27 protein-coding genes are annotated in these 23953 nt (G+C 68.7%); 15 read left to right on the forward strand and 12 right to left on the reverse strand.

Going from position 1 to position 23953, the window contains the following annotated elements:
* The first annotated feature begins 26 nt into the window (after positions 1-26).
* Genes CXQ96_RS04755 through CXQ96_RS04765 form a run of 3 tightly spaced genes read left to right on the forward strand, consistent with a single transcriptional unit; the run spans position 27 to position 2115 of the window.
* Positions 27-455, forward strand: coding sequence for a GntR family transcriptional regulator (locus tag CXQ96_RS04755; RefSeq protein WP_104116892.1), 429 nt, complete (start codon positions 27-29; stop codon positions 453-455).
* Entirely contained in the window at positions 452-1378 is a 927-nt protein-coding gene (locus CXQ96_RS04760; RefSeq protein ID WP_104116893.1) for an ABC transporter ATP-binding protein, read from the forward strand. The genes CXQ96_RS04755 and CXQ96_RS04760 overlap by 4 nt, the downstream gene beginning before the upstream one ends.
* Positions 1375-2115 (forward strand): hypothetical protein, encoded by a 741-nt coding sequence (locus CXQ96_RS04765; protein WP_104116894.1) that lies wholly within the window; start codon positions 1375-1377, stop codon positions 2113-2115. The genes CXQ96_RS04760 and CXQ96_RS04765 overlap by 4 nt, the downstream gene beginning before the upstream one ends.
* A gap of 48 nt (positions 2116-2163) precedes the next feature.
* On the opposite strand, the gene CXQ96_RS18780 is transcribed toward CXQ96_RS04765, so the two are convergent.
* Entirely contained in the window at positions 2164-2292 is a 129-nt protein-coding gene (locus CXQ96_RS18780) for a hypothetical protein (RefSeq protein WP_258058868.1), read from the reverse strand.
* Here CXQ96_RS18780 and CXQ96_RS04770 point away from each other — a divergent pair.
* The 3 genes from CXQ96_RS04770 to CXQ96_RS04780 all read left to right on the forward strand — a co-directional run bounded on the left by CXQ96_RS04770 (position 2291) and on the right by CXQ96_RS04780 (position 5269).
* Positions 2291-3808: an NAD(P)/FAD-dependent oxidoreductase gene (locus tag CXQ96_RS04770; protein ID WP_104117040.1), complete on the forward strand. Its 1518-nt coding sequence runs from the start codon at positions 2291-2293 to the stop codon at positions 3806-3808. The genes CXQ96_RS18780 and CXQ96_RS04770 overlap by 2 nt on opposite strands.
* Positions 3805-4677, forward strand: coding sequence for an SDR family oxidoreductase (locus CXQ96_RS04775; RefSeq protein WP_104116895.1), 873 nt, complete (start codon positions 3805-3807; stop codon positions 4675-4677). Before CXQ96_RS04770 ends, CXQ96_RS04775 begins: the two co-directional genes overlap by 4 nt.
* Positions 4678-4882: 205 nt before the next feature.
* A complete protein-coding gene (locus tag CXQ96_RS04780; protein WP_104116896.1) occupies positions 4883-5269 on the forward strand; it encodes a hypothetical protein in 387 nt (128 codons plus the stop codon).
* 53 nt (positions 5270-5322) lie between these two features.
* On the opposite strand, the gene CXQ96_RS04785 is transcribed toward CXQ96_RS04780, so the two are convergent.
* Together CXQ96_RS04785 and CXQ96_RS04790 are read right to left on the reverse strand one after the other, a co-directional pair.
* Positions 5323-5712 (reverse strand): tautomerase family protein, encoded by a 390-nt coding sequence (locus tag CXQ96_RS04785; RefSeq protein WP_104116897.1) that lies wholly within the window; start codon positions 5710-5712, stop codon positions 5323-5325.
* A 59-nt stretch (positions 5713-5771) separates the two neighbouring features.
* Complete coding sequence (locus CXQ96_RS04790) at positions 5772-6776, reverse strand: alpha/beta hydrolase (RefSeq protein ID WP_104116898.1); 1005 nt, start codon at positions 6774-6776, stop codon at positions 5772-5774.
* A gap of 161 nt (positions 6777-6937) precedes the next feature.
* On the opposite strand from CXQ96_RS04790, the gene CXQ96_RS04795 reads away from it, so the two are divergent.
* Positions 6938-8737, forward strand: coding sequence for a bifunctional UDP-sugar hydrolase/5'-nucleotidase (locus tag CXQ96_RS04795; protein WP_104116899.1), 1800 nt, complete (start codon positions 6938-6940; stop codon positions 8735-8737).
* Positions 8738-8831: 94 nt separating this feature from the next.
* Complete coding sequence (locus CXQ96_RS04800; RefSeq protein ID WP_104116900.1) at positions 8832-9380, forward strand: GNAT family N-acetyltransferase; 549 nt, start codon at positions 8832-8834, stop codon at positions 9378-9380.
* Here the strand turns inward: CXQ96_RS04800 and CXQ96_RS04805 are convergent.
* Both CXQ96_RS04805 and map read right to left on the reverse strand, forming a co-directional pair.
* Entirely contained in the window at positions 9377-9697 is a 321-nt protein-coding gene (locus CXQ96_RS04805) for a putative quinol monooxygenase (RefSeq protein WP_104116901.1), read from the reverse strand. The genes CXQ96_RS04800 and CXQ96_RS04805 overlap by 4 nt on opposite strands.
* A 92-nt stretch (positions 9698-9789) precedes the next feature.
* Positions 9790-10560, reverse strand: coding sequence for a type I methionyl aminopeptidase (gene map, locus CXQ96_RS04810; RefSeq protein WP_104116902.1), 771 nt, complete (start codon positions 10558-10560; stop codon positions 9790-9792).
* Between the two features lie 66 nt (positions 10561-10626).
* Between map and CXQ96_RS04815 the strand changes: the two genes are divergently transcribed.
* From CXQ96_RS04815 to CXQ96_RS04830, 4 genes are all read left to right on the forward strand, one after another.
* On the forward strand, positions 10627-10929 hold the full coding sequence (locus CXQ96_RS04815) for a helix-turn-helix transcriptional regulator (RefSeq protein WP_104116903.1): 303 nt from the start codon (positions 10627-10629) through the stop codon (positions 10927-10929).
* Positions 10930-11155: 226 nt separating this feature from the next.
* Positions 11156-11794 (forward strand): ECF RNA polymerase sigma factor SigK, encoded by a 639-nt coding sequence (sigK, locus tag CXQ96_RS04820; protein ID WP_104116904.1) that lies wholly within the window; start codon positions 11156-11158, stop codon positions 11792-11794.
* Between the two features lie 110 nt (positions 11795-11904).
* Positions 11905-12348, forward strand: a complete 444-nt coding sequence (locus CXQ96_RS04825; protein WP_104116905.1) for a YkvA family protein — start codon at positions 11905-11907, stop codon at positions 12346-12348.
* Positions 12349-12392: 44 nt separating this feature from the next.
* Entirely contained in the window at positions 12393-13421 is a 1029-nt protein-coding gene (locus CXQ96_RS04830) for an isopenicillin N synthase family oxygenase (RefSeq protein ID WP_104116906.1), read from the forward strand.
* 149 nt (positions 13422-13570) lie between these two features.
* Here the strand turns inward: CXQ96_RS04830 and CXQ96_RS18975 are convergent, their stop codons facing one another.
* The 3 genes from CXQ96_RS18975 to CXQ96_RS04845 are packed head-to-tail and all read right to left on the reverse strand — an operon-like array spanning position 13571 to position 15150.
* Positions 13571-14296: a DUF3253 domain-containing protein gene (locus CXQ96_RS18975; RefSeq protein ID WP_308662507.1), complete on the reverse strand. Its 726-nt coding sequence runs from the start codon at positions 14294-14296 to the stop codon at positions 13571-13573.
* Complete coding sequence (locus CXQ96_RS04840; protein WP_258058870.1) at positions 14289-14681, reverse strand: 2-polyprenylphenol hydroxylase; 393 nt, start codon at positions 14679-14681, stop codon at positions 14289-14291. The genes CXQ96_RS18975 and CXQ96_RS04840 overlap by 8 nt, the downstream gene beginning before the upstream one ends.
* A 10-nt stretch (positions 14682-14691) precedes the next feature.
* The gene (locus CXQ96_RS04845) at positions 14692-15150 is read right to left on the reverse strand and encodes a DUF3817 domain-containing protein (protein WP_104116907.1); all 459 of its coding nucleotides are present in this window, start codon (positions 15148-15150) and stop codon (positions 14692-14694) included.
* Positions 15151-15308: 158 nt separating this feature from the next.
* Here CXQ96_RS04845 and CXQ96_RS04850 point away from each other — a divergent pair, with 158 nt between their 5' ends.
* Positions 15309-18923: a bifunctional RecB family nuclease/DEAD/DEAH box helicase gene (locus tag CXQ96_RS04850; RefSeq protein ID WP_104117042.1), complete on the forward strand. Its 3615-nt coding sequence runs from the start codon at positions 15309-15311 to the stop codon at positions 18921-18923.
* A gap of 130 nt (positions 18924-19053) precedes the next feature.
* Here the strand turns inward: CXQ96_RS04850 and CXQ96_RS04855 are convergent, their stop codons facing one another.
* Together CXQ96_RS04855 and CXQ96_RS04860 are read right to left on the reverse strand one after the other, a co-directional pair.
* Positions 19054-19257 (reverse strand): cold-shock protein, encoded by a 204-nt coding sequence (locus tag CXQ96_RS04855; protein WP_026533290.1) that lies wholly within the window; start codon positions 19255-19257, stop codon positions 19054-19056.
* Between the two features lie 211 nt (positions 19258-19468).
* Complete coding sequence (locus tag CXQ96_RS04860; protein WP_104116908.1) at positions 19469-20458, reverse strand: LLM class flavin-dependent oxidoreductase; 990 nt, start codon at positions 20456-20458, stop codon at positions 19469-19471.
* Between the two features lie 156 nt (positions 20459-20614).
* On the opposite strand from CXQ96_RS04860, the gene CXQ96_RS18330 reads away from it, so the two are divergent.
* The gene (locus tag CXQ96_RS18330) at positions 20615-20776 is read left to right on the forward strand and encodes a hypothetical protein (protein ID WP_181036357.1); all 162 of its coding nucleotides are present in this window, start codon (positions 20615-20617) and stop codon (positions 20774-20776) included.
* Here the strand turns inward: CXQ96_RS18330 and CXQ96_RS04865 are convergent, their stop codons facing one another.
* Positions 20777-21367, reverse strand: a complete 591-nt coding sequence (locus CXQ96_RS04865) for a helix-turn-helix transcriptional regulator (RefSeq protein ID WP_258058872.1) — start codon at positions 21365-21367, stop codon at positions 20777-20779.
* A 77-nt stretch (positions 21368-21444) separates the two neighbouring features.
* Here CXQ96_RS04865 and CXQ96_RS04870 point away from each other — a divergent pair, with 77 nt between their 5' ends.
* Complete coding sequence (locus tag CXQ96_RS04870) at positions 21445-22632, forward strand: benzoate/H(+) symporter BenE family transporter (protein WP_258058873.1); 1188 nt, start codon at positions 21445-21447, stop codon at positions 22630-22632.
* Between the two features lie 4 nt (positions 22633-22636).
* Here the strand turns inward: CXQ96_RS04870 and CXQ96_RS04875 are convergent, their stop codons facing one another.
* Positions 22637-23938, reverse strand: a complete 1302-nt coding sequence (locus CXQ96_RS04875) for a sodium:proton antiporter (protein ID WP_104116909.1) — start codon at positions 23936-23938, stop codon at positions 22637-22639.
* Between the last annotated feature and the right edge of the window lie 15 nt (positions 23939-23953).

The following is a 23953-nucleotide window of genomic DNA, read 5'->3' on the forward strand; positions in this document are numbered from 1 at the left end:
ACTAACCAACAGGGCAGGAGTGCAGCGTGATCGAAGAAGGCAAGCCCCTGTTCGTGCAGATCGCGGAGGAGGTGGAGGACTCGATTATCGACGGAAGCATCGCGGAAGAGGCGCAGGCTCCGTCGACGAACGAGCTCGCCGCCTTCTACCGCATCAATCCGGCCACCGCGGCGAAGGGAGTGAACATGCTCGTCGACAAGGGGGTGCTCTACAAGCGCCGGGGCATCGGCATGTTCGTCTCTCCAGGTGCCCGCGATCTACTCCTCAGCGAGCGTCGCAGTCTCTTCGCCCTGCGCTACGTACAGCCCCTGCTGGCCGAGGCGCGCAAGATCGGGCTCGGACCGGCTGACGTGGCTGACCTCATCCGTGTCAGCGCCGAACCGACGACACCGACGACACCGACGACACCGACGACACCGCCAACCCTAGAACCGTCAGACCGAAGGACATCATGAACCCTGTCATCGAGGTCCGGAACCTCACGAAACGCTACAAGGACACGCTCGCCCTCGACAACGTCAGCTTCGACATCCAGAAGGACACGATCTACGGTTTCCTGGGGCGCAATGGAGCCGGCAAGACGACTGCAATGTCGATTCTCACGGCGCAGAATCTACCGACGAGCGGGCAGGTCCGCGTCTTCGGGGAGAATCCCTACGAGAACGCTCGCGTCCTCAGCCGCATGTGCTTCGTGCGCGAGAGCCAGAAGTACCCGGACGACGCCACGCCGCGCCACGCTTTCGCCTCCGCGCGACTGTTCTTCCCGCGGTGGGACCAGGAACTCGCCGACGAGCTGATCGACGAGTTCCAACTGCCGCTCAAGCGCACGATCAAGAAGCTCTCGCGCGGGCAACTCTCCGCCGTCGGCGTCATCATCGGCCTCGCCTCCCGCGCGGAGATCACGTTCTTCGACGAGCCGTACCTCGGCCTCGACGCCGTTGCGCGGCAGATCTTCTACGACCGGTTGCTGGCCGACTACGCCGAGCACCCACGGACGGTCCTGCTCTCGAGCCACCTCATCGACGAGGTCTCGAACCTCATCGAGCGCGTGCTCGTCATCGACGCGGGCCGGATCATCATGGACGAATCCACCGATGACGCCCGGGAGCAGGCCACGAACGTCGTCGGTGATGCGGCGACGATCGAACGGGCACTCCAGGGGCGTGAAGTCATCCACAGGGAGAGCCTCGGCCGCGTCGCGTCGATCACGTTCCTCGGCCGGCTCGACGACGCCGAGCGGGCCGCGCTGACCGCGGCAGGACTCGAACTTGCACCTGTCTCACTGCAACAACTCATCGTGCGCCGCACGCAGCAGCGCACGCCTCACCACGACGCCCTCGCCGCATCGGACGTCACCCAGGAAGGAGTTTCCCGATGACCGCCCTCGATTCCGGCAACGTCACCCGCCCTGCTGCCTCACACAGCCGCACTCTCAACGTCGTGCGCCTGCAGTTCGTGAATACCCAGACGTTCATCTGGGTACCCGCCCTCGTACTCGGTGGCGCGTGGGTCGTCACGATGCTTATCTACTGGATCCTCCAGGGCGCCGGTGTCGACGACGTCAAGATCGGCGGCGGCTCCCAGGCCCCACTGTGGTACTTCCTCGCCGTCGGCATCCAGGCCATGACCATGACCTTCCCCTTCTCGCAGGCGATGAGCCTCACGCGCCGCGAGTTCTACATCGGCTCCCTCGCGGCGGCCGGGGTCAGCGGCCTCGGAATGGCGGTCGTCTTCGTGCTGCTCGGATTGCTCGAGCGAGCGACCGACGGGTACGGCATGAACGGATACTTCGCCTACCTCGAATGGGTGTGGGAAGCAGGGCCACTAGCAGCGGGCCTGACGTACTTCGTGCTGACGATGTTCTTCTTCATCATCGGCTTCTGGTCCGCCACGATCTTCAAGCGGTTCGGCACGGCACGACTCGTGATGGTCCTGCTCGGCATCGGCCTGGTACTCGTCGGGCTCGCCGCGCTCGTGACCCGGCAGCAGGCATGGCCGGACGTGTGGAGTTGGTTCATCGACACGGGCTCCCTCGGCCTGACACTGTGGGCCGTCCTCGTCAGCGCGCTCCTCGCGGCCGGTTCCTACCTCACCCTGCGCACGATGCCCGCGTAACGGTCCGGGGCGGTGACCTCCTGATCGACCACACCCGGGTGTGGTCGATCAGGACCACGGGAAGGCGCCCGAACCGCCCGCGCCGACGGGTCCGATGGCGGACCTCGAGCCGTCCAGGACCGGGGAGACGTCGAGCGGAGGCGGAGCTTCCCTGAAGAGCCCGAATAATGGAGGCATGGACTCCAGCACCGAACACCTCGACGTCGTCATCGTGGGCGCGGGCCTCTCCGGTATCGGCGCCGCACACCGCGTCGCGACGGAACTGCCCGGCAAGAGCTTCGCCGTCCTGGAGTCCCGCACTGCGATCGGTGGGACGTGGGACCTGTTCCGCTACCCCGGTGTCCGCTCCGACAGCGACATGTTCACCCTCGGGTACCCTTTCCGCCCCTGGACCGAGGCCAAGGCGATCGCCGACGGCACGTCGATCCTGCGGTACATCCGCGAGACGGCCGAGAACCCGGCCATCCGCGAGCGCCTCCGGTTCCGGACGAGGGTGGTCAGCGCGGCGTGGACCTCCGAGGACGCACGCTGGATCCTCGACCTGGACGTGACGGACGACGACGGCGCCACCGAGCGTCGCCGGCTCACGTGCGGCTTCCTCTACCTGTGCAGCGGCTACTACAACTACGAGCACGGGCACGAGCCGTCCTTCCCGGGCCTCGATGCGTACGAGGGGGAGATCGTCCGCCCCCAGTTCTGGCCCGAGCACCTGGACTATGCGGGCAAGCGCGTGGTTGTGATCGGCAGTGGTGCAACCGCGGTGACCCTGGTGCCGTCCATGGCCGAGGAAGCGGCGCACGTGACCATGCTGCAGCGCTCCCCCACGTACATCACGGCCGTGCCGGGTCGTGACAGGTTCTCAGACGCCGTGCGCCGCCACTTGCCCGCCGGCCTGGCCCACCACATGGCCCGCGCGAAGAACGTCCTGTTCACGCAGGCCTTCTACCAGCTGTGCCGCCGCCGGCCGGAGCTCGCGAAGAAGCTCATGCGCGCCCAGACCGTGCGGATCCTCGGGGACGAGAAGCTCGTGGCCGAGCACTTCACCCCCGCGTACAACCCGTGGGACCAGCGCCTGTGCGTCGCACCGAGCGCCGACTTCTTCAGGGCGCTGACGTCCGGCACCGCATCGGTCGTGACCGACACCGTCGAGGCCTTCCTGCCGCACGGCATCCGGCTGGCGTCGGGCCGGGAACTCGAGGCCGACGTCGTCGTCGCGGCCACCGGACTCTCGATGCTCCCCCTCGGAGGGGCGACCTTCACCGTGGACGGACGGCCGGTGGAGCTCGGCGATGCGTGGGTGTACCGGGGGCTGATGGTCAGCGGCCTGCCGAACCTCGCGCTCTGCGTCGGGTACACCAACGCCTCGTGGACGCTTCGCGCGGACCTCAGCTCGCGCTACGTGTGCCGCCTGATCAGGTACCTGGACCGCCACGGCCACCGGTACGGGTCACCCGCCCCGAGCGGCCGGATGACAGCGCGCCCCATCCTCGACCTGACATCCGGGTACGTCCAGCGCTCCGTCTCCGATTTCCCGAAGCAGGGTGACCGGCAACCGTGGACCATGCGGCAGAACTACCTCCTGGACGCGCCCGCCGCCCTCTTCGGGAACCTGGCGAAGGACATGGAGTTCGACATGCCGCCACTACCGACCGGAACCCCGTCCACCCAGGGCGTCCAGGCGATGCACGCATGAGCCTCCGCCCTTTCCGGTTCACCGGTGCCACTGCCGTCGTCACCGGGGCCGCAGGTGGCATGGGCGAGCACCTGGCCCGCGGTCTCGCGGAACGCGGCAGCACGCTCCTTCTCGTGGATCGCGACGCCAGGCTGCTCGACGCCGTCGCCTCCTCCATCCGCTCGTCGTTCCCCGACAGCCCCGTCGCGACGTTCGTCGCGGATCTATCGGATCGTGACGCAGTCGAGGCCCTTGCCGTGGACCTCCGTGCCGCGACCGGATCCGTGGACCTCCTGGTCAACAACGCCGGCGTGGCCCTCGCGGGCCGGTTCGACCAGATCACCATGGCGGATTTCGACTGGGTCATGGCCATCAACTTCGCCGCACCGGTGCTGCTCACACACCGCCTGCTGCCGAGCATCGGCCCCGGCGGACACATCGTCAACGTCTCGAGCGTGTTCGGACTCGTCGGCCCGAGGGGGCAGACCGCGTACTCGTCCAGCAAGTTCGCGCTCCGCGGGTTCACGGAGTCCCTCCGCAACGAACTGCTGCCCCGCGGCATCGGCATCACCTCGGTTCACCCCGGTGGTGTCCGGACGGGCATCGCCCTCAATGCCCGTATCGGCGGGGAGCTCAGCGACGCGGAGGTGAAACGGGCGAAGGAGGACTTCGACAAACTGCTCACCTTTCCCGCCGACCGAGCAGCCGGCCTCATACTCGAGGCGGTCAGGGCACGGAGGCCACGCCTGCTCATCGGGCTGACCGCCAAGGTTCCCGACGTCGTCGCCCGCGTTGCGCCGATGGCCTTCGGCACCCTCGAGCGGCGCGCGGCGCACCTCGCACGCCTCGCCGGCAAGGCGTGGCGGCGCGGGGATTCGCCCCGCGCATAGGACGGCACGGGCCTGCCATGCCGGCTCCGCGTTCCGACCCCGCGGCCGCTCCTTGCACTGATCTTGAGCAAACCCCGATACGCACTCCGCCCAGCCTTGACCTTCGGACGCGAGACTGGCGATTCCAGTGGACCGGACTCAGCCGCCCGCATCCCTGGTGGCCGCTCGCGGCCACCGGACCCCGCCGTCGTGAAAGGAGTTGACGTTGCAGCAGCCGATCCTCGACAGGGCAGCCTTCTTCCGCCTCGTGACCAACCTCGGTTCGTTCGAGCGTGCGGCCTCCGTGGTCAGCGACTTCACCTTCCGTCTGGACGAGCGCATACTCCTCATCGAGCACACGGTCGACGGCTCGGACGACCACGCGTGGAGGAACGCGGTCCAGGGGTTGCGGACCGCGGCAGCGACGGCAGGCGCGGGACGCATCGCGGCGACGGCGGCCATGCTCCTTGAACCCGGGGCACGGGATGCGCACGCTACGCGGGGCCTGATCGACCAGCTGCGGTCCGACGGCCGCGTCTTCACCCTTGCTCACTCGGCGCTCCGCGAGGAACAGGCCTTCGCGAGCAGATTGACGTCGCGCCGTCGTCCGTAGGGCGCGGCTTCAGCACCCTCCGAAGACTGCATCTTAAGGAGACGCCGGACGGATCAGAGGTCGACCGTGTAGCCGAGCGGAAGGTCCGAGGCGTTGGCGCCCCGGATTCCCCAGTTGACCTTCGGTGTCTCCGTGATCGTGATCTCGACGCTGTGGGGCGCGATTCCTGCTCCTGCTTCGATACGGACGAAGAGCTCGCGGATCAGCTCCCGCCGGACTGCCTCCGACCTGCCCTCGAACATCGAGATCTCGATGATCGTGTAGTCCCGTCCCCGATCCGGCGGGTGGACGAAGTCGCACGCGTCGAGCGCGATGAACCGGTGGAAGCGCTTGTCGGGCGGGTACGCCAGCGCGGACACGACTGCCCCGTGGATTGCCTCGGAAAGCGCATCACGTCGCTGCTCGACGGATTCCCGGTGTCCGTAGACGGTGACCTGCGCCATGTCGGCCACCGTACCGCCCTGATCACAGCGGGGCAATCGCACGCCTGCCCGTCAGTTCGTCAGGCCGTCAGCCTGTCAGCCTCGCCGTCCGCGTCCGGCACGTACGCCTCCTGCCAGCGGGCGAGCTCGCTGAAGAACGCCGACCGGGCGGGCTCGGGCGAGAGTGCGAGGTCATGGATACCGCCCGCGATGCGCACGAGGGTCACGAGCCGACCGAGCCGGGGGGCGCGACCGGCGATGTGCGCGACGTCGAGCACGACATCCGTGGACGAGATCCGCCCGGGTTCCTTCGCCGGATCTGAGGTCGCGTCCGAGCACGCGACGAGCACAGGACAGTCGATGGCGAGGCCACGGTTCAGCTCCGCGTGCCCGCGCCGGATGGCACGCAACCAGCCGGCGACGACGGGGAATCCGCCGTGCGGCTTCCAGGCGAGGTCGTAGTCCCACTCCCCACCGCCCTCCCGGTGCAGGTAGCGGCCGTACGCCGTCCCGAGCTTCCCGACGACGGCGCGGGGCCGGAGCGTACCGAGCCGATGAACGGCCGCTGTGCCGACGGTGCGTTGGAAGAGGCTGGCGTTCAGGTCGAACCAGGGGCTGTTGAGGACCAGTGCGTCCACGATGCCCTGCCCGCGCCGACGATGCGCCCACAGGGAGGTGACCAGGCCGCCGGTGGAGTGCCCCATGACCACCAGTACCTCGTGGCGCTCGTCCTCCCGGATGATCCGCGTGGCCTCGTCGAGTTCCTCGTCGTAGTCCTCGAGCGAGGTGATGTAGTTCGGCGTCTGGTGCTCGAGGAGCGAGCGGCCGTATTTCCTCAGGTCGAGGGCGTAGAAGTCGAAGCCGGCGTCGTGCCAGGCATCGGCGAGATGAGTCTGGAAGAAGTAGTCGACGAAGCCGTGCACGTAGAGCACCGCGCGGCGGGAGCCGCCGGAAACCCTCCTCCGCACGAGCGTGGCGACGACGTCGCCCTCGTCATCGCGGCGCAACGGCAGTGTCCGCGCCTCGTACCCGGGGCCAAGGACGTCCTCCCGATACGTGCCCTGCTGCTCCGCCGTCGTCGTCATTCCGGGCCTCCCAAACCTTCACCTGCCGGACGCTCGTCCGGCCACCGCACCTGCGGAGGGCCCGGCCGGCATCGTTCATCCGCAGCAAGACCCCCGTCACCAGTGTGTCACCCGTCACCGGTATGCTGGCGCCACCGCATCACGACAGGAGCTGATTCAACGTGTCAGAAAGTTTCACCAGGGGGCACCGCCGCGTCGCTGCGGCGGTCGCGCTCGGCTGCGTCGCAGCACTCGGTCTCGCCCCGGCAGCAAGCGCCGCACCCGGAGGAGGCAAGGGCCCCGAGGACGCTGTCACCATCACCGTCATGGGTACCAGCGACCTCCACGGCTACATCGAGAACTGGGACTACTTCACCAACGCGGAGTACGACGACGCCGCCCACAACGACGTCGGCCTCGCCAAGGTCTCCACCCTCGTCAACCAGGTCCGGGCCGATCGCGGCGAGGAGTCGACCCTGCTGATCGACAACGGGGACACCATCCAGGGCACCTCGCTCACGGACTACTACGCGAACGTGGAGTCGGTGACCGACACCGGGGAGACCCACCCTATGGCCGCCGCCATGAACGCCATGGGTTACGACGCCACCACGCTTGGCAACCACGAGTTCAACTACGGCCTGCCGCTCCTGCGCACCTATGAGGAGCAGCTCGACTTCCCGCTTCTCGGCGCGAACGTCAAGGACTGGGAGACCGGCGCGGACGCCTTCACGCCGTACGTCCTGAAGACCGTCAAGCTCAAGGGCCAGAAGCCCATCCGAGTCGGCATCCTCGGCCTGACCACACCGGGCAGCGCGATCTGGGACAAGAACAACGTCGAGGGGGAGCTCCGTTTCCTCGGCATGGTCGAGCAGGCGCAGAAGTACGTCCCGGAGATGAAGGCCGCGGGCGCCGACGTCGTGGTCGTCAGCTCGCACTCGGGCCCCTCCGGTACGTCCTCGTACGGCGGTGGCCTGCCGATCGAGAACGCGTCCACGCTGATCGCCGAGCAGGTGCCGGGCATCGACGCGATCCTCGCCGGGCATGAGCACCAGGAGATCCCGGAGCGCTTCGTCACCAACAAGCAGACGGGCGACCAGGTGCTCCTCACCGAGCCCAAGAACTGGGGCCAGCGGCTGTCCGTGATGGACTTCGAGCTGACGAAGGTGCGCGGGCAGTGGGACGTCATCTCGGCGAACTCCGAGTTGCTCAACACCAATACCGTCGCTGCGGATCCGAAGATCTCCGCGATCGCGGCCGAGCAGCACCAGCGCGTCATCGACTACGTGAACACCCCGATCGGCACGGCGACCGAGACGATGTCCGCTGCCGAGTCCCGCATCCGCGACACCGCCGTCATGGACTTCGTCAACACGGTTCAGGCGGAGGCCGTCGACAAGGCACTCGAGGGAACGGCCAACGCAGACCTGCCCGTCCTGTCGATCGTGGCTCCGTTCAACCGTGCAGCGGTCATCCCGCAGGGTCCCGTGACCATCCGTGACATGGCCGGCCTCTACGTCTTCCCGAACACGCTCTTCGGGGTCGAGATGACCGGCGGGCAGGTCAAGGACTACCTCGAGTATTCGGCGAAGTACTTCTACCAGAGCGCCCCGGGCGCTCCGGTGGACCCAACGGCGCTCACCAATGCCGCGGGGACGCCCGATTACAACTACGACATGATGTCCGGCGTCTCCTATGACATCGACATCAGCAAGCCGGTGGGCCAGCGCATCACGAACCTGAGCTACAACGGAGCGCCGATCGACACGGCCCAGCGTTTCGCGGTGGCCACGAACAACTACCGCCAGTCAGGCGGCGGCAACTTCCCGCACATCGCCACCGCTCCGGTGCTCGTCAACCAGACCACGGAGATCCGTCAGCTGCTGATCGACTACCTGATCGCGGAAGGCACGATCGACCCGGCGACGTTCTTCGAGGAGAACTGGCAGCTCACCCGCAACGGCGAGCCCGTCGTCGAGTAAACGGTAGCCCTCCACGGGCCGACCCGGCAGTTACAGCAGCAGGGCGCGAACCCTACGGTCCGCGCCCTGCTGCTGTTCGTCCTAGATTGGATCCATGACGATCGACATCTCGACGGCGTCGGCCACCGACGCCGTCGCACTGGCCGCCTGCGCGGCCGTCACCTTTCCGCTGGCCTGCCCTCCGGACTCGCTGCCCGCGGATATCCAGCACCACCTCGAGACGGAGCTTTCGGCCGAGCGGTTCGCCGCCTGGATCAGCGCCCCGGGCCACACGATCCTGTGCATCCGCGACGGCGGGACGATCATGGGGTACAGCATGATCGTCCTTGACCAGCCCTCGGACGCGGACGTGCTGGCTGCGCTGTCCATCGCGCCTGCCGTCGAACTCAGCAAGTTCTACGTCCATCCCGACCACCACGGCCGGGGAGCCGCTGCCGCCCTGATGCAGCGGACCCTGGAACTCGCCGCCCGGTCCGGGCTGCCCGGCGTCTGGCTCGGGGTCAACCAGGAGAACACCCGAGCCATCCGCTTCTACGGCAAGAGCGGCTTTCGCAGGGTGGGGGCGAAGCGCTTCCGCCTCGGTGACCGTTTCGAGGACGATTTCATCCTCGAGCGGTCCCTTCAGGTGCGCGTGGCGACCTAGCCGACCGTCAATTCGCCCATCCGGCCCCAGCCCTCGGCGCTGATGCGCTCGCTGATGATCTCCGGGGTTTCGACGAGCGCCTGCGGCATGTCCTGCATCGCCTGCGAGAAGTGGGCGCTGTTCACGTGGGCCTCCGCGGCGTCGTCCTGGAACGCCTCGACGAGCACGAAGCGGTTGGGGTCCTCGACGCTGCGCGACCAATCGAACCAGAGGTTCCCCGGCTCCTGGCGCGTCGCCTCGGTGAAGTCCCGCGTCAGGTCGATCCAGCGGTCGCTCCACTCGGGCTTCACGTTGAACTTGACGACGATGAAGATCATGGGATGGTGCCTTTCGTTACATGCTGCGCTTGGGTACGTTCCCAACCTATAAGCTCCCGCGATCCGGCGCATGCGCCGTGCTGCCACGGCGATCACCGAGGCAGCGTCAGGATCTCGGCTCCCTCGCCGGTGATGGCGATCGTGTGCTCGGTGTGTGCTGTCCGGCAACCTGTCGCACTGCGCAGCGTCCATCCGTCGGCGTCGGTGACGAGTTCCGCCGTATCGGCCATGACCCATGGCTCCAGGGCCAGCATCAGCCCGGGGCGCAGGGTGTAGCCGCGGCCGGGCCGTCCGGTATTCGCGATGTGGGGGTCCTGATGCATCGTCGATCCGATGCCGTGACCCCCGAACTGCGTATTGATCGGATACCCCGCCGCGCTGAGGACGGACCCGATGGCATGCGAGATGTCACCGATGCGCGCTCCGGGCCCGGCGACCGCGATCCCGGCACTCAGTGCGCGCTGGGTCGCGTCGATCATCGCGTCGCTCTCGGGCGACGGCCCGCCGCCCACGACGAAGCTGATCGCGGCATCGGCGGCGACACCGGCCATGGACACGGCGAGGTCGAGCGTGAGCAGGTCGCCGTCGGCGAGCGCATAGTCGTGGGGCAGTCCATGCAGCACGGCGTCGTTGACCGCTGTGCAGATGTAGTGGCCGAACGGCCCGCGCCCGAAGGACGGTGCGTAGTCGACGTAGCAGGACGACGCTCCGGCTTCAATGATCATGGCCTTCGCCCAACGGTCGATATCGAGGAGGTTGGTGCCGGCAGTGCTGCGATCCTTCAGCGTCTGGAGGATGGTTCCGACGAGCGCCCCTGTATCCCTCGCTCGCCTCAGTTCCTTGGGGCTCAGAATCTCGATCATGTGGCGCCTCCCGTGGTGCTCCAATAACTATCCCGGTAATTGTATCCCGGTACTAGAATCGGGATCATGGTCCGACTACCCCTCACGTCCGCGGACATCGAACGCGGTCAGCGCCTCGGCGCCCTCCTGCGTTCCGCCCGGGGAGAGCGCTCGATGCTCCACGCCGCGCTCGACGCAGGGGTCTCGCCGGAGACCCTGCGGAAAATCGAGTCCGGCAGGGTTGCCACGCCCGCGTTCTCGACGATTGCGGCGATCGCCGAGGTGCTCGACCTGTCCCTCGATGCCGTGTGGGCAGAGATCAACCGGTCGGACATCGGGACCGGACCAGGAAGCGCCGTCGTCGACGAAAGCGGACAACTGGCCTCCTAGCCCCGACCCGAGGGCGAACCCGAGAGCCAGGCAACCCTGTTCCGCGCCTGGCGGCCGCGCGCCGCCGGCCACGGTGAGGACAGAGTGCAGCACCGTCATTTACTTAGATTGTTTAGCTAATTCGTCCGGACTCTGCTAGACAGGTCGTGGCATCCTCAGCAGGCCTACACCCGCCACCACGGCAACCGCGGATGTTCCAACCGTCTCCCGCTGAAGGTCTCCTCCTATGCCCCACGCACTCCCACCCACCCCTGACAGCCCGAGCCGTCCGGCCCATGACACCACGGTGCTGGCTCCTGCAACCGACGCGCCGGTTGACCTCTCTGTCCTGCTGAGCGCTGTCGGTGGCAGGGACGAAAGGGCGTTCGAGGAACTCTATGCACTCACCCACCGCCGCGTGTACGGCCTGGTACGCCGGGTACTCGTCGACGCGGAGTTGAGCGTCGAGGTCACCCAGGAGGTGTTCCTTGCGCTCTGGCAATCGAATGCCGCCCTTTACGATCCGGCGAAGGGGACCCCGATGGCATGGCTCATGACCCTCGCCCACCGCAAGGCGGTCGACAGGGTCCGGTCGGAGCAGTCCCGCCGTATCCGGGACCTCGCCTGGGGTGTACGCCACCACGGAACCGAGTACGACCAGGTCTCGGAGGCAGTCCTCCATCGGGAAGAAGCCGCCTCGGTCACCGCATGCCTGGCCATCCTGTCACCGGCTCAGCGGGAAGCTATCCAGCTCGCTTATTTCACCGGCCTCACCTATACCGACGTCGCCCAGCACCTCGCGATCCCCATCCCGACCGCCAAGACCCGCATCAGGGATGGCATCAGGAAGCTCGGGACCTGCCTGACGGATCAGGGGCTCGGCTAGCCTGAGGGTCGGCGCCCGCCTCCGCCAGGGCCGCGACGGGGTCCGCGGCGGTCACGCCCGTTCCGCAGGGGGACGATATCCGCGGATGGCACGAACGGGAAGGAGCTGGCATGGCGTGGGAAGCAGTACTGCAGGTCGCCATCATCGCCCTGGGCGCCTACCTACTCCTTCTGGGCGGGCTGGCGATCTACGCCAGGCGGCACCCCGAGGTCGTCTCGCTGCGCGACGCACTGCGCCTCGGACCGGATCTCCTGCGGCTGATCCGCCGCCTTGCGACGGACCGGGCCGTTCCCCTGCGCGCACGCCTCATGCTCGCGGCGCTCGCGGTCTACCTCATCCTTCCGATCGACCTCGTCCCCGATTTCCTGCCCGTGATCGGCTACGCCGACGACGTCGTGCTGCTCGCCGTCGTCCTGCGGGTGGCCGTCCGGAGTGCGGGAGCGGACGCACTGGTGCGGCATTGGCCGGGCTCCGCCGGTGGTCTCCGAGCCGTGCACGCGCTCGCGGGAGTCCGCGGGCCGGATCCTGACGGTCCGGACCGCAATACGGCGTAACGGAAACGCCGACAGCGCTTTCGAACGGGCGTAATCTCCACCGCATGCAGCACTCCACGGGATCGATCCCCACCCTTGACCTCAGCACCGCACGTTCCGCAGATGGCTCCTTCAACCCCGGCTTCATCGAGGAACTGCGCAATGCCGCGCACACCGTCGGCTTCTTCCACGTCATCAACTACGGCGCCGCCCCCACGCAGGTGGACGACCTCTTCGACGTCACCCGTCGTTTCTTCGACCTGCCTCTCGAGGAGCGCCTGAAGATCCACAACCGCACCTCGCCGCACTTCCGCGGTTACGCCGGCCTCGGCACCGAGATCACGCGGGGACGCCCCGATTCCCGGGAGCAGATCGACTTCTCCCCCGAGCGCGCCCCGATCACGGACTACCCGGCCGACGAGCCGTACTGGCTGCTCCAGGGGCCCAACCTGTGGCCGCGGGAAGCCCTTCCCGAACTCGAGCACGAGGCCATGGAATGGGCCGCCCTGATGTCCACGGTCGGAGCGGAGCTGCTCTCTGCCATCGCCGTCGCGCTCCACCTGCCGGAGGACTATTTCGCCGAGCCCTTCGAGCGGACACCGGCATGGATGGCGAAGCTCGTCCACTACGTCGGGGGCGTCGTCGAAGGTGCCGGCTCGCAGGGCGTCGGCTCGCACGCGGACTACGGCTTCGTCACCCTCCTGCTGCAGGACGAGGTGGGCGGCCTCGAGGTACTCCCCCACAGCGCCAGCGAATGGGTGCCCGTCACGCCGGTCCCCGGTGCGCTCGTGGTGAACCTCGGCGAGATGCTCGAGGTCGCCACCGAGGGGTACCTCGCCGCCACCATCCACCGCGTCACCGCGCCCGCCCCGGGCGTCGACCGCTACGCCATCCCGTTCTTCTGGTCGCCGCGCCTCGACGCCGTGATCGAGCCGGTGCCACTCACCGACGACCTCAGGGCAGCGGCGCGCGGGATCTCGGACGACCCCGACAACCCCATGCTGTCCTCCTACGGCTCGAACGTCCTGAAGGGCCGGCTCCGGGCCCACCCGGACGTCACCGAACTCCACCACCCCGAACTCCTCGCGAAGTAGCGGCGAACAGCAGGAACGACGACGGCGTGCGGTGCGCCCGGACGGTGGCGGTCAGCACGGACCGCCGCCGTGGTGCGAGCGGGCGTCGCGGGTTCGCGGGGCGTCGTCGGCCCGCGGGCGAGGCCGGGATCGCGACCCGATCACCGGATTCACGGCCGGAGGATAGGCCCCTGCGTCCGCGACGCCTCAGCCGCCGTACCGACGGCAGCGACTGCCTCGAGCTCCACGAGTTGCCCCGGGTAGCCGAGCACGGTCACCCCCATGAGGGTGCTCGGCGGAGCGGGGGTGCCGAGCACCGCCGCGAGCGCGTTCCACGCCTCGACGAGGTGCGCGCGATCGGCGGACGCCACCAGGACCCGCAGGTGGACGACGTCGGCAAGCACCGCGCCGCTTTCCCCGAGGGCACGGCTCAGGTTTTCGAGGGCACGTGTCGCCTGTGCGGCGAACGAGTCGCCGGCAACGACGCCGTCGGCGGTGAGGGGGCATGCACCCGCTGCGAAGACGAGACGGGATGCTGCATCCACCGAAGCAGCGTACGCATAGGGCACCGGAGCAAGGCCAGAAGACGACGTCCGCGCGGTCGTGTCCACACCCCCGCTCCAGGCCGGCGCGTCGATCCATCGAATCCGGATCGGTCCACGGGCGTCGGGCTCGACGCGTTCTCCGCGCTGGGTGACGTCGACCCGGCCTTCGCCCGCCAGCTCGAAAGCGATGCGGCGCGACGCCGGCATGAGGTCCCGCCATTGCTCCCCTCCGACGCTGCGGGCAGCATCTGAGGGGCACAGGGTCTTCGCGCTCCCCCGCTGCTCGGCGATCCGCAGGATCTCCGCCCTGAGCTCGTCGTCCGCGCCGTGCTCTGGTGCCGGCTCATCCACCTGTCGGCCCGCCGTCCGGGCGCCTGCGGACCGCGCCTGCCGGCCGCTCACCGGTAGCGTCGCCCGGCCGCTCGGAGTGCAGTGCGTCGAGTTCCTGCAGCGCCGCGGTCCACCGTGCCGTGCGCTCGTCCGCGGACTGCTCCCACCACGGCGTACCCCGTTCACCGAGGCCTTCCTTCGCGAGCTGCACCATGCGTCGCGCACGGGGCAGCGCACCGCCGTCGTCGCCCTTGGCGCTGTTGCGCACACCGGATCGTCCGCGCCCGAGGTGGGACATCAGGCGGGCCTTCACGTCGGCGGGCAGCGACGGATCGGTCGTGCGCCAGCGGCGCCCGTTGTGAAGGAAGAAGCGCTCGTCGTCAGGTGTGTTCCGCAGGTCGTCCATGGGACCTCCGTCAGCTCCGGGACCCAGGGGGGCCGACGATCAGCAGGACGGTGAAGACGACGGAGATTCCGGCGATGGCGACGAGCAGGGCCACGAGCGGACTGCGCAGGACCCACGCCTGGAGCTGCTCGAGGGGGTTCCGCGGCGACTCCGCGCCCGGCGCGAGGCGCCACGCGCCGGTCAACTGGCCACGCCGTTCGATCCAGCGCTCGTACGGGACCGTGGCGAAGGGGACGATGGCCGAGGCGAGCCCGAGGATGCCTGTCACGACCGACCAGCGCTGGTTGATCCAGACGAAGGCGGTCGTGGCGACGAAGCACAGGAACACGAATCCGTGCACGGCCCCGGCAGGCGGCACGAGCGCTTCGGTGGTCCGGGTGACGTACTTGAGGAACATGCCCGCCAGCAGGAAGGCCCACGTCACCGCCTCCGCGACAGCGACGGTGCGGAATAGCGTGCGGGGGTTCATGGGCGCTCCTGGTCGGGTGGTCGGTGAACCCAATTCTTCCATCCATCGGCATCGGGGCCGTCTGGCCGTGCTGCTCACGCTTCGTCCCGGTGCACGAAGGTCGGCGAAACGTGATGGACTGGCACCGACCGCCCGGTACGACGAAAGGTCCGCTGCACATGTTCCTGCTCGACGCCGACGGCACCTCTGACCCTGACGGCGCGGACCTCGTCTTCTCCGCGACGGATCTGGTCACGGCGTCCGAGTGCGGGTACAGGCTCCTGCGCATCCTCGACGAGAAGCTGGGCCGTTCCCCCCGGGCGGAGTTCCCCGCGGACGAGATGCTCGAGCGAGCTGCCGTGCTCGGGGACGTGCACGAGCGCCGCGTGCTGGACGACCTGGTGTCCGAGTACGGCCGGTGGTCGCCGGCCGGCACCGCCGGCGTGTACGACGTCGAACCGGCTGCCTCCATGGACCGCGGCACGCTGGCGGCCAAGCACGAGGAATCGCTCGGCGCGCTGCGGTCCGGTGCCTCCGTGGTCTTCCAGGCGGCCTTCTTCGACGGGACCTTCCACGGCCGCTCGGACTTCCTCGTGCGCCAGGCGGACGGCTCCTACGCGGTCTGGGACACCAAGCTCGCCCGCCATGCCAAGGTCGGCGCCCTGCTGCAGCTCGCCGCGTACGGGGACCAGCTGCTGGCCGCCGGAATTCCCACCTCGCCGACTGTCACCCTCGTGCTCGGCGACCGCACGCGCAGCACCCACAGCCTGACCGACCTCCTACCGGTGTTCCGCGAGCGGCGCGGACGCTTCCTGGAGCTGGTGAACTCCCACCGCCGTCAGCCAGAGCCCGTCGCGTGGAACACCAAAGGCCTCGAGGCGTGCGGACGGTGCGGCTACTGCGCCGAGCAGGTCGAGCTCACCCGGGATCTCCTGCTCGTCGCCTCGATGACGCGTGAACGCAGGGCGAGGCTGAGGAGCGAGGGCGTCACCACCATCGACGAGCTCGCGGCGATGCCGGCACGCCCGGAAGATCCGACTCTCGCACGTCTGCAGGAGCAGGCGCGGCTGCAGGTGGGCACGGCGGAGGTCGACGGTGGTGTCGGCTACGTGGACCCCGAGGGCAGGGAGCACACGGTGTCCTACCGCGTCCTGCCGCAGCACACACTTGCATCGCTGCCCACGCCGAGTCCGGGTGACATCTTCTTCGACTTCGAGGGGGACCCGCTGTGGCAGGACCCCGTGGATGGCAGTTGGGGCATCGAGTACCTCTTCGGCGTCGTGGAGCAGCCCGACGACGATGCGGCGGAGCCGCCCTTCCGCCCTTTCTGGGCGCACAGCCGCGCGGAGGAGCGCAGGGCGTTCATCCGCTTCCTCGACTACGTGGCGCAGCGCCGCCGGCAATACCCGGATCTCCACATCTACCACTACGCGGCCTACGAGAAGAGTGCGCTGCGTCGCCTGTCCCTGGTGCACGTCATCGGCGAGGATGCCGTGGACACCCTGCTGCGCGAGGGCGTCCTCGTCGACCTGTACGAGACGGTGCGGCAGAGCTTGCGCATCTCCGAACGCTCCTACAGCATCAAGAAGCTCGAGCCCCTGTACATGGGCACCGACCTCCGCTCGGGCGACGTCATGGATGCCGGCGCTTCCGTGGTGGCATACGCCGCCTACTGTGCCGCGCGCGACGCCGGGGAGGCATTCGCTGCCGAGGAGATCCTCGGCGGGATCAGCGGCTACAACCGCTACGACTGCCTCTCGACACTGAGGCTGCGGGACTGGCTGCTGGGGCTCGCCGAAGGTCGCCCGCCGGCAGGCTCTCCTGCAGGGGGCGCCCCACCGGCGGAAGACCCTGCCGGCGGGGTCACCGCCGAAAACCTGGCCGGACCGTCCGCCGCTGGGGAGCGTGCTGCTCCGTCCTACGGGCCCGCTCCCGAGGAGGCGCGCCTGCTGGAATACCTCGCCGCCCTGCCGCCCGAGGGGTCGAAGCACCCTGACGAGCAGGCCGTCGCACTCGTTGCCGCCGCGGTCGGGTACCACCGCCGCGAACGGAAGCAGTTCTGGTGGTCGCACTTCGACCGACTCTCGGCGGGCGATGACGAGTGGGAGCAGTCCCGCGACGTCCTGGTGTTCCGCACGCTCGAGGTGGTGCAGGACTGGGCCAGACCGACACCACGCTCCAACCCCGCGCGTACGCTGAAGGCGACGGCCCGCCTGCAGCCGGGCGCGGACTTCCGCGAAGGCTCGTCCTACTTCGCCATCTACGACGTCCCGGTCCCCGAGGGTGCCGACATCACGGACAGCAGCGGCACGGGACGCGGCGGTTGGTTCGGCGTCGAGGTGACGGAGCTGTCGGAGGACGACGACGGAGTCACGACCGTGCTCCTCAGGGAAAAACTCAAGCGCGGGGCCGCGCCCCGGCCCGAACTCCCCGTGGCTCTCGCTCCCGACCAACCCCTCATGACGAAATCCATGCAGGAGGCATTGGTGCATCTCGCCGACCGCGTCGGCCGCTCCCTGCCGGAGGTACCCGCCGGTCCGGCGCTCGACCTGCTCCGACGAATACCGCCCCGGCTCGCCGGCGGCGTTCCCCTGCCCGCCGTCCCTCCAGGGGATGACGGGTATGCGGTGGCGATCACGGCTGCCCTGCACCTCCTGACGGACTCCTACCTGGCGGTCCAGGGTCCTCCCGGAACCGGCAAGACACACGTCGGCGCGGACGTGATCGAGCGGCTGGTCCGCCTCGGCTGGAAGGTGGGCGTCGTCGCGCAGTCCCACGCCGTCGTCGACAACCTGCTGTGCAGGGCGATCGAGGCGGGGGCGCCGGAGCATCAGGTAGCGAAACGGACGGAGGACCCCGGCTCACCGTGGAGCCAGAGATCGGATGATGACGTCGCCCGCCTGGTCAGCGCGGACGGCGGCTGCCTGATCGGAGGCACAGCATGGACGATGACCGGCAGCAGGGTGGCGGCCGGCTCGCTCGACCTGCTGGTGATCGACGAAGCTGGCCAGTTCTCGCTCGCCAACACGATGGCGGTGGCGCAGGCAGCACGGCGGCTCCTGCTCCTGGGTGATCCGCAGCAACTCCCCCAGGTCACCCAGGGCACCCACCCCGAGCCTGTCGACGAGTCAGCACTGGGCTGGCTCTCCGACGGCCGTGCGACCCTGCCTCCGACACTCGGGTACTTCCTTGCGGACACCTGGCGGATGCACCCGGACCTCTGTGCCCCGGTATCCCTGTTCGCCTACGACGGACGCCTGACCACCGCTCCCGCCGCCCGCGGGCGACGGCTGGAGAGTCTCCGGCCAGGGATCGAATGTGTGAGCGTCGTTCATGCGGACAATTCCACGTCCTCGCCCGAGGAGGCGTCGGAGGTCGTCACGCAGGTCGCCCGCCATCTGGGCATTCCCTGGGTCGATGCGGCAGGTGCGGCGCCGCGCCCGCTCGCACAGGCCGACATCCTGGTGGTGGCGGCCTACAACGCGCACGTGCACCTGATCCGCCGGGCGCTGGCCCGCGCCGGCTACCCGCATGTCCGCGTGGGGACTGTGGACAGGTTCCAGGGCCAGCAGGCCGCCGTCGTGATCGTCAGCATGGCCGCCTCCTCCGCGGCGCAGGCACCGCGGGGCATCGGGTTCCTCCTCAACCGCAATCGGATGAACGTCGCGGTCTCCCGCGGGCAGTGGCGCGCGGTCATCGTCCGGTCGCCCCGGCTGACGCACCACATGCCTGCTACGCCCGCCGCGCTCGAGGAGCTCGGCGCCTTCATCGGGTTGTGCGGCGGCTCATCCTGAGCCAGCGCCGGGCACCGCTCCGACGTCAGCCTGCATCCACAGGACCGGAGGCAGAGGGTTAAACGAAGAAGCAGGCCGGACCGGAGTCCGACCTGCTTCCTACGAAAAGATCTAGTTGAAGATCCGAGCCTTAGAGGGGCTGGATGTTCGACGCCTGGGGACCCTTGGGGCCCTGCTCGGTGTCGAAGCTGACCTTCTGGTTCTCATCGAGCGAGCGGTAGCCGCTTGCATTGATGGCGGAGAAGTGTGCGAACACGTCTGCGCTTCCGTCGTCGGGAGCAATGAATCCAAAGCCCTTTTCAGCGTTGAACCACTTCACGGTACCTGTTGCCATTTTTGTTTATCCTTCTGAAACTCAGACGCATTCCGACTTTCGGAACGCCCCAGTCGCGGCGTGCTTGTCCGCTTTTTCAGAGACGCGGCCTATCCCGCGAGGGCTAAACCGCGCGAAATACAAATGCGCAACACTACAACCGACACCCACTTAACCAAACCTTGGAGGGTTATGGCAAGCAGGAACGCAAAGGTTCTTGTTTCCGTAACCTTCAGGCCGCCACCGGCAGCATCGCGCCGGCGAGCAATTCGAACGATCGCAGCCACGTTTCGGTGGTGCCGGCCTGCGTCGCGACGATGAGTTCATCCGCCTCGGTCTGCGCCGCGAAGCGTTCGAGGTAGTCCCGGACGACCTCCGGCGTGCCGACCGCGCTGTAGCGCGCCATATCGGCCATCTGCCGTCCACCGGGTGAGGCGAGGATCGCCTCGGACTCCTCCCTGGTGAAGGTCTGACCGCGTCCGAGGAGGAGCGTCACGCGGCGCAGCATCGCCTCGTGGAACTCGTGATGGGCATCATTGGCACTGTCGGCGGCGATCACGTTGACGCCGGCGATGAAGTGGGGCTTCTCGAGCTGCGCCGACGGCGTGAACTCCCTGCGGTAGATGCTCGCGGCGTCCTGCAGTGCCTGCGGCGCGAAGTGGGACGCGAAGGCGAACGGCAGTCCGAGGGCTGCAGCGAGCTGCGCCCCGAAGAGTGAGGATCCCAGGATGTACAGGGGAACGTTGGTGCCCCTGCCGGGCGTGGCCTGGACACCGGGCACGCGGGTCTCCCCGGTGAGGTAGCCCTGCAGCTCGAGTACGTCCTGCGGGAAGCTGTCGGCCGCCATGGGATCCCGCCGCAGGGCACGTGCCGTCGTCTGGTCGCTTCCCGGCGCCCGCCCGAGGCCCAGGTCGATCCGTCCGGGATGCAGGCTCTCCAGCGTGCCGAACTGCTCGGCGATCGTCAGCGGCGAGTGGTTGGGCAGCATGACGCCGCCCGAACCGAGCCGGATGGTGGAGGTGTGAGCGGCGATGTGAGCGATCAGCACGCTCGTGGCCGAGGACGCGATGCTGCCCATGTTGTGGTGCTCCGCGTACCAGATCCTCCGGTACCCCCACTTCTCGGCGTGTTGCGCGAGCGAGACGCTGGCGGCGAAGGTCTCCGCGGGCGTGGAGCCTTCGGCGACGTGCGCCAGATCCAGGATGGACAGGGGAACAGTCATGGGGTATGCCTTCCGATTCGGGAACCACTGCGGGGTGTGCCGCGGACCTCTCAAGGGAACGGTTGCCTGAGCGCATCTATTTCCTCAGGGGGACGGACCGGACCGGTCGTGGCGGATCTCACGCCGACGCCCGCCTGCCTCTGCGAGACTGGAACCATGCCCATCAGCGAACAGCAACCCACCGAGGCCGAACTCCGCGAGCGCCAGGACTACCTCGTCCGCCAACTCGCCGTCGAGCAGAACACGGCGCGCCTGCAGTCCTTCAGCGACGAGCTGGAAGCCGTGCAGCGGTTCCTGGAGCAGGTCCGCAACGCCTGATCAGGGCTCGCCGGTCGGCGCCGCCGAACCGTCCGGCTGCATCCCGCTCGGGGGCGTCTCGATCGTGAGGATCCCCTCCGTGATGCCGCTCGTCGAGCGGTAGCTGTGCGCGGTGCCGCCGCTCCAGGAGTGTGCCTCGCCCGCGGGCACGAGCCGTTCGGCGTGCAGCGGCCCTACCCGCGCCAGGCCTCGTACCACGCGGAGATGCTCGACGGTCCCGGGCTGGTGCGCCGGCGAGACCCGCGTACCCTGCTCGGCGATGGTGAGCCAGAAGACCTCCGTGGTCCCGCCGTCGTCGTGCCGCTGTACCGTCAGCAGCCGGGCATCGACGACGCCGTCCGAGACACTGTGTCCCGTCTCCTCACCCAGGAGTCGGCTCAGGGGGACGCCCAGCGGTCCCGCGAGTGCGTAGAGCGTCTCGAGGGTCGGATTGCGAGCCCCCGCCTCGAGCTCGGACAGTGTGCCTTTCCCGATACCGGCCTGCACGGCGAGTGCGCTCAGCGACAGTTCCCGTGCCCGGCGCAGCGCCGTGATGCGCCGTGCCACGGTGAGCCGCAGCGACGCATTGCGATCAGGCTTGTCCTCGGGCACTCCTGCATCCTACACTTGCCGTTCCATAAACAGAACGTACGCGAGGTGCAGTGGCCCCTGCGGATCGGAGAGCTGCAGTGCACACCCATCAGGCCGCGCGGCACAGCCTGCTCGAACCCGTGCTGGCCGGCGTGGTCACGGCGCTCGTGGGATTCACGTCCTCGTTCGCCGTCGTGCTCGCCGGGCTCCGCGCCACCGGCGCGACGCCGGAACAGGCAGCTTCGGGACTGCTCGCCCTGACCGCCGTCGTCGGGCTCGGCATCGTCCTGCTGTCGCTGCGCTACCGCATCCCCGTGACGCTCTCGTGGTCGACCCCCGGGGCCGCGCTGCTGGCAGGAGCGAGCATCCCGGCCGGGGGCTGGCCGGCAGCGGTGGGCGCGTTCCTCGTCACCGGCGCCATGATCGCCCTCACCGGCGCGGTGCCCTGGCTCGGGCACCTCGTCGCCCGGATTCCGCAGCACCTCGCGCAGGCGATGCTCGCCGGGGTACTGCTGCCCCTGTGCCTGGCTCCGTTCCAGGCCCTCGGCACCATCCCCCTCCTGGTGCTCCCGGTGATCGTGATCTGGCTGGCCGCGTCGGCCGTCGTTCCGAAGTGGGCCGTCCCGCTCGCACTCGCCGCCGCCCTGGCCGTGATCGCCCTCCAGTTCGCAGTGGACGGCACGAGGATCGAAGCGTCCACCCTCGCCCCGACGCTCACCCTCACCCTTCCCGCGCTGGAGCCGGCCGCGCTCGTGGGCATCGCCCTGCCGCTGTACGTCGTGACGATGGCATCGCAGAACCTGCCGGGCGTCGCCGTCCTCTCTTCGTTCGGGTACCGGGCGCCCTGGCGGCCCGCGATGGCGGTGACGGGCGCCGGCACGGCCATTGCGGCCCCGTTCGGGGGCCATGCCGTCAATCTCGCGGCACTGTCCGCGGCGCTGTCCGCCGGCGACGGCGCCGGACGGGACCGGGATCGCCGCTGGATCGCGGCATTGACGGCGGGGCTGACCTACCTGGTCCTGGCCGGGGCGTCGGGTGCGCTCGTCGTCGTCGTGGGTGCCGCGCCGGCCGGGCTCGTCGAGGCCGTGGCAGGACTCGCCCTGATCAGCACCATGGCGACGGCCGCGACGGCGTCCTTCAGCGACCCGACCGGTCGCATGAGTGGCGCCGTGACGTTCCTCCTGGCGGCGTCGGGCCTGTCGATCGCCGGCATCGGCGGAGCGTTCTGGGCTCTTGTCGGCGGGCTCGCCGTTCGGGCCGCGCTCGAGCGCAGATCCGCGCTGTGACGCCCTAGACCGGCGTGTTGGGGGCCTGTGCCTCGTCCCCCTGCTCGCGCGCCTTGCGCTGGCGGGCGCGGTCCAGAGCGTTGATGACCGGCGCTGCGGTGATGCCGTGCACGACGATGGACAGGACGACGACGAGCCCGCCGATGCGCCACAGCGCACTCTCGTCCGCGGCGAAATCGCCCTTGGACAGCGCGTAGCTGAGGTAGTAGATGGATCCGATGCCGCGCACGCCGAAGAAGGCGAGTACCCCGCGCTCCCGGGGGCCCGTCTTGCCGCGCGCCAGACTGAGCCACGCGGTGATCGGCCGCACCAGCAGGATGAACGCGACGGCGACCACCACCTCGAGGGGCTGCAGTCCTTCGAACAGACCGCGCGCGACGGCGCCGCCCAGCAGGACGAGCACGACGACGGTCAGCAGGCGTTCGAGTTGCTCGATGTAGCTGTGGAGGACGCCGTGGTAACCGTGGGTCTGCTCGGCTGCGCGGATGGTGACGGCGCAGACGAAGACGGCGATGAAGCCGTAACCCTCGATGGCCTCGGTCACCCCGTAGGTCAGGAACGTGGCCGCAAGCGCGACGAAGCCCTCCGAGTGGTTGGCCAGGCGGACGCTTTTCAGCGGAGTGCGGAAGAACACGCGGCCCAGGAACTTGCCGATGCCGAACCCGAGCGCACAGCCGATGGTCATGCGCCACAGCACGTCCAGGAGGATCCATTCCGGGAACCAGGCCGACGGCGCGAGACCCACCGTGCTGAGCAGGATCGCAAGGTAGACGAAGGGGAACGCCAGCCCGTCGTTCAGGCCGGCCTCGGAGGTGAGTCCGAAGCGTACCTCGTCCTCGGCTTCGAGGTCCTCCTCCGATTCGGAGGGCTCGCCCACCTGGACCTCCGACGCCAGCACGGGGTCCGTCGGCGCCAGCGCGGCCGCTACCAGGAGGGCGGATGCGAGTCCGAGCCCGAGGATCCACATCCCCATGAGGGTCAGGGCGAGGATGCAGAGCGGCATGGCGATGCCGAGCAGCCGCCAGGTGGTGGACCACCGGTGCCACCCCAGCCTGCGGTCGAGCGCGAGCCCTGCACCCATCAGCGAGATGATGACGCACACCTCACTGAGGTGGATCGTGACGTCGCTGTACTTGACCGGGTCCGGGTCCGGAAGATCCTTCGCGAAGGCGAAGATGAGGATTCCCGCGGCGAAGAAGACCATAGGCATGGATACCGGTGCCCGCATCAAGAGCCGGGGAAGGAGTGCCGCCGCGAACACCGCCAGTCCCGCTGCCGCGAAAATGATGCTTGGTGGCTCGAACACGCACGACCTCTTCCG

Source organism: Arthrobacter sp. B1805, from assembly GCF_002929745.1.
Lineage (GTDB): Bacteria > Actinomycetota > Actinomycetes > Actinomycetales > Micrococcaceae > Arthrobacter_D.